The sequence below is a fragment of the Arthrobacter sp. GCM10027362 genome, assembly GCF_042679445.1.
GTDB lineage: Bacteria > Actinomycetota > Actinomycetes > Actinomycetales > Micrococcaceae > Crystallibacter.
This window is the reverse complement of record NZ_JBHTML010000149.1, coordinates 1-10,228: the sequence shown is the minus strand read 5'-3', so window position 1 is coordinate 10,228 and position 10,228 is coordinate 1. Positions and strand designations below refer to the sequence as shown.

Here is a 10,228-nt window from a genome sequence, read left to right as displayed (position 1 = left end):
CCGGCGGCGGCTTCGGCGGCCCGGTTGGCAACCCCGCGGGACTACGGCTCGTGGCGGACGTGGGCCGCGCCGACCAGCGACTCCAGGTCCTCGACGGACTCGGCGAGCGACAGCCCGGGCGCTGCGGCCAGCAGCGGCAGCAGCAGCCGGTCCTCCTTGTCCACGTGCAGCGCGAAAATCCGCTCGATGGATCCGCCCAGCACCGCCGCGGCCACGCCCCCGGCGCCGCGCAGCTCCTCCAGCAGGCCGGTCAGCACCCGGTGCTCCTCCAGCATCCCCTCCACCAGCAGCCCGCCCTCCGGCAGGCCTGCCGCCGGACCGTAGAGCTTTTCCTCCTCGGCCAGCGCATGCGGGACCAGCTCCGTCTCGCACCATTCGACCAGGACCGCGTGCGCCTCATGCTCGGCCACCGTGTCCCCGGCGGCCACCGCCCTGCCAAGGGCAGCGGACAAGGACTTCAGCCGGTGCATCATCTGCCCATGGTGGTGCCGCATGGCCGTGCGCGCGGACTCCTCCGCACCGTCCAAAGGTTCCTGTGCCACTCCGTTCATGCTCTACTCCTCGTCCTTAGCACTGTTACCAACTGTCTTTGCCGGTCCGGGCGGGGTCTTCTCCGGGATCCGACCGAACGATCACTACCGGGCAGGGAGCGTGGGCGGCACAGGCGGCGGTGACGGAGCCGAGCAGCAGCCCCGTGAATCCGCCGTGGCCACGGCTGCCGAGGACCAGCATCCGGGCCCCGCGGCCGGCCTCGATCAGAGCCTTGGCCGGCTGCCCTTGGACGGTGCGGGAGCGCAGGTCGGCGGGTGGCTGGTCTCCATAGGCACGGGCCAGGGCGTCGTTGAGCACCCTTTCGGCATCGTCGGCCGGACTCCATCGCACCGGGGCAAGGGTACCGGGGGCCACCTGGTAACGCCGGGCCGCGACGGCCTCCACCGCGCAGCCGAGCGCGTCGCCAAAAAGCTTCGCGTGGCGCAGCGCCGCGACGGAGAAATCGGATCCGTCCACGCCGACGACGATCCGTTGCTGTTCCTGGTCAGCCATCCCGTGTTCCCACCCCCGCCGGGCCAGTGCCGCCTTCCGAGACCAGTCTGTTCCCCCGGCAGTGCCGGCACAAGGCCCGGGCGGCGGAGCCAGCCACGTCCCGGCTGCAGCATCTTGTCCCGCATCCCGAAGCCGGATACCGTCCGGCCGCGAGCCTTGATCCCATGCAGACGACCCCGGAACACTGCCCTATTGCCTTCAAGAAGCCCCGTCCGCCGGCGCGTTCCCGGCAGCGGCCGGCAGGCCGACGTCGTCCTGCAGACCGGACAGTCCTGGCGGCTGGAAGCCCGGGAGCGCACGGGAGAGAACATCGGCGGTTTTCCACGCACACCAGCTTCGTCAACGAAGGAACCCGCAGCGGCCGCAGGACCCGGACCGCCGGAGTCCTGCCCGGATTACGGTGAGGGCTGCGGCAGCTCGCACTTGATCTTCGGATTGACCCCGGTGTAATTCAGCGGCCCGGCGGCAATCGCCGCGGCAACGGTCCCGGCCTCGGCGCAATTCTCCGGAGCGGAGCTGAAATATCCGCGCTGGGCCGCCGCCAGCACCCCAATGGCCAGCCAAATCACAACCAGCAGTCCCAGTACCGATCCCGCGCGCATCGTGTCCTCCCGCCCCGGGCACCGCTGCGGCGGCCACTGCGGCTGCCGCCTCCACCTCGTTGCCGTGGTGAAGCAGATTATCCGCCCCGCGGCCTTACCGGTCCAGACCTTCGCGGCTCACATCCTGCCGTACCGGGCGCGGATCATCGCAAAGATTCCGTAGCAGATGAGTCCGGCCGCCACCGCGGTCAGCACGTAGGTGCCGTAGGGGTGGTCCTGCAGTGCCTTCAGGCTGCCGTCCAGGCCCGTGGACTCGGCCGGGTCGTGCTTGATGGAGGCAATGACGATCAGCAGCCCGACCAGTCCCACCGCCACGCCCTTGGCAATATGGCCTACGATTCCCAGAACCGTAAGCAGTTTTCCGCGTTTTGAATCCCCGAAATGCAGCTCCTCCTTGAACCCCCGCCGCAGCGCCTTGACGATGAAGTACGCCCCGATGCCGATCACGAGGCCACCGATACCGATGAGCAGCGGCAGCCCGAAGGGGGCCGCCAGCAGCGAAGCGGTGATATCGCGGGTGGATTCGCCGGAATCCGAACGGCGGCCCAGCGCGAAGCCGGCAAAGGTCAGTGCCAAGCTGCCGTAACCGATACTGAGTCCGCCGGAGGAGACGGCCTTTTCCGCCCGCTCACGCCGCCGCCGGCGCCGTACGCGCAGCGTCGCCTCGCTCGCCTGCCAGAGCGACAAACCGGCGCAGCCGATGAATCCGGCCCACATCAGCACCGGGCCCAGCGCACTGTCCGCCAGGAGCTCAACGGCGCCGGCGGGGTCTGCCTCACCTCTGCCGCCGAAGGCAATGGCCAGCGCGATGGCCCCGACGAGGATGTGCAGCAGCCCGGTGACGCCGAAGCCGAAACGCGCCAGCACATCGAGTGTCCGGGTATTGGACAGTTCCTCCGCAACGTCGGCGGCCTGGGAGGCGGCTTCCCGCGCCGCCTCCCGTCCGCTGCCGGGCAATTCGAACTCAGTCATCACACCTCCTGCCGTAGCGCTGCTGTGTCAAGTTTCCCCCTCCCGGCGCGGACACGGTAGGCGGTGCCGTACCGGTCCGGTCAGGCATCGCAGCCGACGCCGTCGCCGTCGCGGTCCAACTTGGTGTCCCAGCCCGGATCGCCGGCCCGGATGGGAGCAGCACCGGCGGCCTTGACCGCCGTGCAGTTCTGGTAGAAAACGGTGGACGGCGCCGACTCTGCCGCAGCGGCGGCGGAGTCGGCGGTGCGCTTGGCGGCATCGGCCGCCGAAGGCACCGGCTCCTTCGGGCAGGAGGAGAGCACCTCGGCAATCGCATTGCGTTCGGCCCTGGTCATCCACAGCCCGTACTTGGCCTTGACTGCCGTCTGCCGGGCGACGTACCGGCAGCGGAACTTCTTGTTCGGCGGCAGCCAGGAGGCCGCGTCCGAATCGGACTTGGCGCCGTTGGTCGGCCCGTCCGCGGCAATCAGGTTCAACGGATCATTGGCCAGCGCCTCACGCTGGCGGGCGGACAACTGCTGGGCGCCCTTCTGCCAGGCATCGGACAGGGCCACGACGTGGTCGATTTGTACCGCCGTGCTGGTGGCATTGCCGCGGACAAAGCTGATAGTGGTTGCCGTGTACGGGTCCTTGAGCGTGCCGGAGGTGACAATGCAGCCGTGCGTGCCGGGCTTATGGGTGGTTCCGGCCAGGTCCCGGTTCAGGATGTCGTTGCGCGCATCGCAGCCGTTGCCGTCCGGGTCCTGCCAGCCGTTGCCGAACTGCTCCCGGGTGTAGCCGGTCTTCGGTGCACGGCCCTTAACGGCCACGGTTTCCAGCAGGGCCAGGGCCGTGCCGGCCTTGGCCGGCTGCGCGTCAGGGGAGGCCGAGGCGGTTTCGGCCGGAGCCGTCACGGCGGAGCCCGGCGAGGCGCCCGGGTGGCCGCAACCGGCGGCGCCGGCGGTGATCAGGACGGCCGCAAAAACGGACAGAAATTTGGTGCGTGGCTTAACGTTCATGGTCCTCGGTGCTCGGCGTGGGACGTTTAATACTACGGGAGTCCGGTGGCCGCCGGCGGATTTGGCGCCGGTCTGACGGCGGGCGTAGATTCATAACAGCGGGGACGCACATTATGAGGATCCGATCATGTCCGCATGGAATGCCAACACTCGGGCAGGCTTTACGGGGGCCGTGACGCTCGTCGAAGGCTCCCATTTCTGCATCTCCCTGCAGAACGGTGACATCTTCCCCTACCATCCCCACGGGGTGTTCTTCGAGGACACGAGGATCCTCTCCCGCTGGAATCTCACCATCAACGGTTCGCCGCTGGAGCCGCTCGATGCCTGGACTCCCGCTCCCTACGAGGCCGTGTATATCGGCAGGGCCCCGCTCGAAGACGGCCGTGCGGACAGCCCGCTGACGGTGGAGCGCAGGCGCGAACTGGGGGCGGGCATACTCGAGGACATTACCGTCCGGAACTACAGCATTGAACCCGCACATTGCGTCATTTCCCTGGCAGTGGACGCGGACTTCGCGGACCTGTTCGAGGTCAAGGAGGGCAGGGCGCAGCGGCAGTGGCGGCGGACCAAGCGCGCCGGTGAGGGCACGGTGACCATCCTGGGTGCCTGGCAGGGCATGCACAGGGGCGTCGTCGTCCGGGCCGCGGACGCCGACGTCGGGCCGGACGGGCTCATCTTCCGTACGGTCGTGCCGCCGCACGGCAAGTGGATTGTCCGGGTGACCGTGACGCCCGTCCTGGAAGGCCGGGCGGCAGCCCTGCAGGTGGAGTATTCCCCGGATACCGTCTCGCCCCCGGACCGCCGCCAGCAGGCCTGGGCAGCCAGCATGCCCGCGCTGCGGCTGAGCAATCCCCTGGTGGAGCGGACAATCCTGCGCAGCCACGACGACCTCGGCGCGCTGCGGATCGTGGACCCGCAGCAGCCGGACCGGATGGTGGTGGCCGCCGGCGCGCCCTGGTTCATGGCCCTGTTCGGCCGGGACTCGCTGCTGGCCTCGTACATGCTGGTAGTGATCGACCCGTCGCTGGCCCTGGGCACCCTGCAGACCCTGGCCAGCCGGCAGGGCCAGGTGGTGGACCCGCTGACCGAGGAGGAGCCGGGCAAGATCCTGCACGAGGTCAGGCTCGGCGTCGGCACGCACCTGGCACTGGGCGGCAAGTCCGCCTACTACGGCACCGCGGACGCCACTCCCCTGTTCGTGACCCTGCTCGGGGAAGTCAGCCGCTGGGGTGTATCCACCGACGAGGTTGCCGCCCTGCTGCCGCACGCGGACCGTGCCCTGGAGTGGATCGAGCGCTACGGGGACCGCGACGGCGACGGGTTCGTGGAGTACCAGCGGCTCAACGACCGGGGGCTGGCCAACCAGGGCTGGAAGGACTCCTGGGACGGGATCAACTTCGCCGACGGCACCCTCGCCGAACCGCCCATTGCCCTCTGCGAGGTGCAGGGCTACGTCTACACCGCCTACACGGCCCGGGCCTGGCTCGCCTACGAGGCCGGGGACCTGGCCCTGGCGGCCGGACTGCGCGACCGCGCGGCACGGCTGAAGCGGCGGTTCAACGAGCAGTTCTGGCTGCCGGACCGCGGGTACTATGCCGTCGCCCTGGACAGGGACAAGCGCCCGGTGGATGCCTGCGCGTCCAACATGGGCCACTGCCTGTGGTCCGGCATCGTGGACACCGACAAGGCGCCCCTGGTGGCGGAGCGGCTGATGTCCCCGCAGATGTTCAGCGGCTGGGGCGTGCGCACCCTGGCCTCGGACATGGGCGCCTACAACCCGGTCAGTTACCATAACGGCTCGGTCTGGCCGCACGACAACGCGCTGATCGCAGCCGGTTTGATGCGCTACGGATTCGTGGAGCAGGCGCAGCGGATCGCCACGGCCCTGATGGAGGCCGCCGACTATACCGACGGCAGGCTGCCGGAGCTTTTCTGCGGCTTCAGCCGCTCCGACTATCCGAACCCGGTGCCCTACCCCACGTCCTGCTCCCCGCAGGCCTGGGCATCGGCCGCCCCGGTGATGCTGCTGCGCACCATGCTGCGCTACGAGGCGCATCTGTCGCAGGGCGGCCTGTGGCTGGACCCCGAACTGCCGGAATCGTGGGGGCACCTGTACGCCCCCAACGTTCCGCTGAGCGGGGCCCCGATCACCCTCGACGTGGACGGCTCCAAGGTTTCGGTCCACGGGCTGCCGCCGGGGGTGGAGTTGCGCCGCGGGGTGCGTCCGACGCTGTCCGAGCTGGTGGACCTGGCCCAGCGGAGCCGGCAGCAGTAGCGGATACCGAAAGGGTCCGGCGGCGCAAAGAAGGGTCCCGCGCACCGTGCGGGACCCTTCTTTGCTTAGCCGCGTGGCAGCTCGGCTCCGCTACTACTCGGCGGCGCCTACCCGGGCGGTTTCGCGCGCCGCGGCCTCGGCGCGGGCTTCGGCCTCGAGCCGGGCGCGGAAGGCCTCGTAGCGGGCCAGGTGCACCGGGCGCCGGCGCAGCACGGCCCAGGCGATGCCCAGGATGAGGAACCACACCGGGGTCACCGCCAGCGCCGCCAGGGTGTCCGGCTGGGTGGTCAGCGCCCAGAGCACGAAGGCGAAGAACGCGAACACCGCCCAGACCATCGCCTTGCCGCCGGGCAGCTTGAACGCCGAGGCCGCGTGCAGGCCGGGCCGGCGCCTGCGGTAGGCCAGGTAGCTGGCCAGGATGATGGACCAGACGAACATAAAGCACACCGCCGAGACCGTGGTGACCATCTCGAAGGCCCGGCCCACGTTCTCGCCCGCGTACAGCAGCACCACCCCGGAGAGCAGCAGCACGCAGGTCAGAAACAGCGCGTTGGCCGGCACCTTGCGCGAGGAGAGCCGGCCGAAGACCGCCGGGGCGTCGCCCTCCTGGGCCAGGCCGAAGACCATGCGCGAGGTGGAGTAGATGCCCGAGTTCGCGCTCGACATCGCCGAGGTGAGCACCACCAGGTTCACCACGGTGGCCGCGGCGCCCAGCCCGGCCAGGGAGAACATGCCGATGAACGGGCTGTGCCCGGCGGCGAACTGGGTCCAGGGGGTCACCGACATCAGGATCACCAGCGCCCCGACGTAGAAGAGCAGCACGCGCACCGGGATGGAGTTGACCGCCTTGGGCAGGTTGCGCTCCGGGTCCTTGGCCTCGGCCGCGGTGGTGCCCACCAGCTCGATGCCCACGAAGGCGAACACGGCGATCTGGAACCCGGCCACAAAGCCCATGAACTCGTGCGGGAAGAAGCCGCCGTGGCTCCAGAGGTTGGAGAACGCGGCCGGGCCGGCCTCGGAGGAGAAGCCGGTGAAGATCATCACCAGGCCGGTGACGATCAGCGCCAGGATCGCCACGATCTTGATCAGCGCGAACCAGAACTCGGTCTCGCCGAAGGCCTTGACCGTGGGCAGGTTCAGCAGCAGCAGGATCCCCACCGCGGCGATCCCGGGCACCCACAGCGGGATGCCCGGGACCAGCTCCCGGGCATAGCCGGAGATGGCGATCACGTCCGCGATGCCGGTGACCACCCAGCAGAACCAGTACGTCCAGCCGGTGAAGAACCCCGCCCAGGGACCCAGCAGGTCCGCGGCGAAGTCGGAAAAGGACTTGTAGGCCAGGTTGGACAGCAGCAGCTCGCCCATCGCGCGCATGACGAAGAAGAGCATAAAGCCGATGATCATGTACACGAACACCACCGAGGGCCCGGCCACCGAGATGGTCTTGCCCGACCCCATGAACAGGCCCGTGCCGATCGCCCCGCCGATGGCAATGAGCTGGATATGGCGGTTGGACAGCTGCCGGGCCAGGTGGGGTTCCTGGTTTGCGGACGATGCAGCTTTGCCCGGGTTTTCACCCGACGGATGGACCGGAATGGTTCCGGTGTTCCGATCTGACATGCAGGTTTCTCTCTTCCTTATTGCGGTCCGCACCCGCGTCCGGGACGACGGCGGTGCGCGGAGGGGCGCCTGTCCTCGCCGTTGAGGGCAGGCACGTTTGTAATCTTTTATGGCACGGGAATCTTACGGTCCGTTTCCGCCGGTCTCGGACGGCGACTGGGGGGCGCCGGACTGGTGACGGGTTTGCCCTCCCGGCGGACGGGCACGGACGCATGAAGGGCATTGCTGAATTCTCATGTGCTGAATCAGGGGAACTCCACAAGCGGCAGATGGACAGGTCCCTCCCCGCTCTGTCATTGACCTGAGAGTTTCCGCACTTCACGCCTTGGCGCGCGGCTTGCCCCGTCGGTGCGCCCCGCTGGATGAAGCGGGACTGCTTTTCAGAGTTGCCTTGCCGCAGCGGTACAGGTGCCTGAGAGATTCCCGGGGAGGATTTGCTCCTTCGGCGCCTGCTGGTGGAAGGTTCACGCCGGCAGGACTCTCCCGCCGCGGATCAGAGGCATATTCAGTTAGTGATGCGTATCACAGGGTACACGGGGGACCGCACGCTTGCAAAATGCGCGGCCGGCCGCGCCGGGTTTCACGCGCCGGGTTTCAACGGATCAGTCCCGAAACCAGGTTGATCATCATGGCCAGCACGATGGCACCGAGCAGGTAGGACAGCAGCGCCTGCCGCAGCGCCGCGGCGCGGATGCCCCCGGCCTTCAGGTTGGTGTCCGAGACCTGGAAGGTCATCCCCACGGTGAAGGCCAAATACGCGAAGTCCGCATAGCCCGGCGGTTTGTCCTGGTTGAATTCCACGCCCTCGCCATCCTGGTAGAACAGCAGCGCATAGCGCAGGGTGTAGAGGGTATGGACCAGGAACCAGGACAAGACCACGCTGCCCAGCGCCAGGCAGATGATCGCGATCTTCGCTCCGCCCACGGCCGTCCCCGCATCCAGCAGGACCAGTGCCACCCCGCCGAAGCTTGCCACCGTGGCCGCCAGGACCAGCACATCGGAGACCGTCTTGCCCGGGTCCTCCCGCCGGGCGTGCGCCGCCGTCGCCGCCGCGTCCAGCCGTCCGATGACGGCCCACACCCAGGCCAGGTACACCAGCGATGCGGCTGCCCACCCCATGGCGGGCGCGTACTGCCACGAGCCCAGGCTGCCGACCACTGCGGCCGTCACCAAGCCGGCGCCGGCCATAACGAGAAGCCGCAGCCGGGACCGGTGGACCCGTTTGTTGAAGTTGCGTACCGCCGTCACCGGCCGACCCCTCCTCCCGTCCGGCGCCCCGTGCAGCCAGCGTAGGTCAGCGGCGCCGCCGGGTCCAAGCCGATGCCGGCGAAACGCCGCGTGGTCCGGGATGTACAACGGCTTTGCCAGTAGCGTGGCCCTATGACTGAGCACGGCGCCTCCGGAACACCCAGCCAGCGGTTCGGCCTTGGTGCCGGGGCGGTCTCCATCGCCCTGCTGATCGGTTCGGTCATTCCAGTCAGCATTGCAGCAGCCGTTGACGGGCCTGCGGTCCAGGACCAGGCTCCGGCCGCTGCGGTCAGCGCCGCGCCGGACCGGGACCGGTTCGTGGTCAAGTTCCGCGACACGGCCCGGCTGGACTTCCGCGAGCGCGGCACCGCCTACCACCAGGCGGACCGGCCGCCGGGCGTCAGCGTGACGGAGGTGCGCTCCACCGCCACCGGTGCACGGGTAATCGAGACCGGCCGCGGGCTCGACGATGGAGAGGCCGCCGAACTGATCGGTTCCCTCGACGCCCGCCCCGACGTCGAGTATGTCGGGCCGGATACCCTCCTGCGTCCGGCGCTGGTCCCGAACGATACCCATTTCGCCCGGCAGTGGTCGCTGTCCGGCGGCCAGGCCGGCCTGCACGCCCCCGATGCGTGGGATACCTCGACCGGGCGCGGCGCCGTGGTCGCCGTCGTCGACACGGGCATCACCACCCACAGCGACCTGGCCGCCAACGTCCTGCCCGGTTACGACATGGTTTCGGTTCCGGACATGGCCCGGGACGGGAACGGCCGCGACGGCAATCCCCGGGACCAGGGTGACGGCTGCGGCGGCGCGGAGTCCTCCTGGCACGGCACCCACGTGGCCGGGATCATCGCCGCGGCCGGCGATAACGGCAAGGGCATCACCGGAGTGGCCTATGGGGCCCGGATCCTGCCGGTCCGTGCCGTCGGCGCGTGCGGGGGCTACCTGTCAGACGTTGCCGATGCCGTGGTGTGGGCGGCCGGCGGGCCCGTGCCGGATGCTCCGGCGAACCCCACGCCGGCGAAGGTCATCAATGTCAGCCTGAGCGCAGACGGCGAGTGCCTGCCGCCGCTGCAGGCGGCCATCGATGCCGCCCGCAGCCGGGGCGCCGCCGTCGTCGTCGCGGCCGGCAACGGCAGCAAACAGGCGTCGGAGTCCAGCCCGGCGAACTGCAGGAACGTGATCACGGTAGCCGCCGCCACCCGCGGCGGCGGCCTGGCACCGTACTCCAACTACGGTCCCGCCGTGGATGTCACCGCCCCCGGCGGGGATCTGTCCGGCGGCGCCGAGGGCGGCATCCTCTCGACCAGCAACAGGGGTACGGCCGCTCCAGCGGCCGGAGCATACGCCTACATGGCGGGAACGTCCATGGCCGCGCCCCAGGTAGCGGGGCTGGCCGCGCTGTTGTTCGCCGCGGAGCCGGCGCTGACGCCGGCGGCGGCCGAGGCGCGGATCAGGGCCACCGC

The 10,228-nt window shown here is 69.4% G+C and carries 9 protein-coding genes and 1 riboswitch; of the genes, 2 read left to right on the top strand and 7 right to left on the bottom strand.

The window, feature by feature from the left end; all coding sequences use genetic code 11:
- Window positions 1-41: 41 nt before the first annotated feature.
- The 5 genes from ACFQ36_RS17220 to ACFQ36_RS17200 all read right to left on the bottom strand — a co-directional run bounded on the left by ACFQ36_RS17220 (window position 42) and on the right by ACFQ36_RS17200 (window position 3,616).
- On the bottom strand, window positions 42-551 hold the full coding sequence (locus tag ACFQ36_RS17220) for a hemerythrin domain-containing protein (RefSeq protein ID WP_377015809.1): 510 nt from the start codon (window positions 549-551) through the stop codon (window positions 42-44).
- Between the two features lie 25 nt (window positions 552-576).
- Entirely contained in the window at window positions 577-1,044 is a 468-nt protein-coding gene (locus tag ACFQ36_RS17215) for a universal stress protein (RefSeq protein ID WP_377015806.1), read from the bottom strand.
- Window positions 1,045-1,439: 395 nt separating this feature from the next.
- Entirely contained in the window at window positions 1,440-1,646 is a 207-nt protein-coding gene (locus tag ACFQ36_RS17210) for a hypothetical protein (RefSeq protein ID WP_377015803.1), read from the bottom strand.
- Between the two features lie 117 nt (window positions 1,647-1,763).
- On the bottom strand, window positions 1,764-2,618 hold the full coding sequence (locus tag ACFQ36_RS17205; RefSeq protein ID WP_377015800.1) for a DUF1206 domain-containing protein: 855 nt from the start codon (window positions 2,616-2,618) through the stop codon (window positions 1,764-1,766).
- Window positions 2,619-2,698: 80 nt separating this feature from the next.
- Window positions 2,699-3,616 carry a DUF1524 domain-containing protein gene (locus ACFQ36_RS17200; RefSeq protein WP_377015797.1) on the bottom strand — a complete coding sequence of 306 codons (918 nt, stop codon included), beginning with the start codon at window positions 3,614-3,616 and terminating at the stop codon, window positions 2,699-2,701.
- 127 nt (window positions 3,617-3,743) lie between these two features.
- Between ACFQ36_RS17200 and ACFQ36_RS17195 the strand changes: the two genes are divergently transcribed.
- Window positions 3,744-5,891: a glycogen debranching N-terminal domain-containing protein gene (locus ACFQ36_RS17195; RefSeq protein ID WP_377015794.1), complete on the top strand. Its 2,148-nt coding sequence runs from the start codon at window positions 3,744-3,746 to the stop codon at window positions 5,889-5,891.
- A 93-nt stretch (window positions 5,892-5,984) separates the two neighbouring features.
- On the opposite strand, the gene cycA is transcribed toward ACFQ36_RS17195, so the two are convergent.
- Window positions 5,985-7,511 (bottom strand): D-serine/D-alanine/glycine transporter, encoded by a 1,527-nt coding sequence (gene cycA / locus ACFQ36_RS17190; RefSeq protein WP_377015791.1) that lies wholly within the window; start codon window positions 7,509-7,511, stop codon window positions 5,985-5,987.
- A gap of 390 nt (window positions 7,512-7,901) precedes the next feature.
- Window positions 7,902-8,007, bottom strand: a riboswitch (glycine riboswitch).
- Between the two features lie 98 nt (window positions 8,008-8,105).
- The gene (locus ACFQ36_RS17185) at window positions 8,106-8,759 is read right to left on the bottom strand and encodes a DUF1345 domain-containing protein (RefSeq protein WP_377015788.1); all 654 of its coding nucleotides are present in this window, start codon (window positions 8,757-8,759) and stop codon (window positions 8,106-8,108) included.
- A gap of 132 nt (window positions 8,760-8,891) precedes the next feature.
- Between ACFQ36_RS17185 and ACFQ36_RS17180 the strand changes: the two genes are divergently transcribed.
- Window positions 8,892-10,228, top strand: a 1,337-nt coding sequence (locus ACFQ36_RS17180) for a S8 family serine peptidase (RefSeq protein WP_377015785.1), incomplete at its 3' end; no start/stop codon positions are given.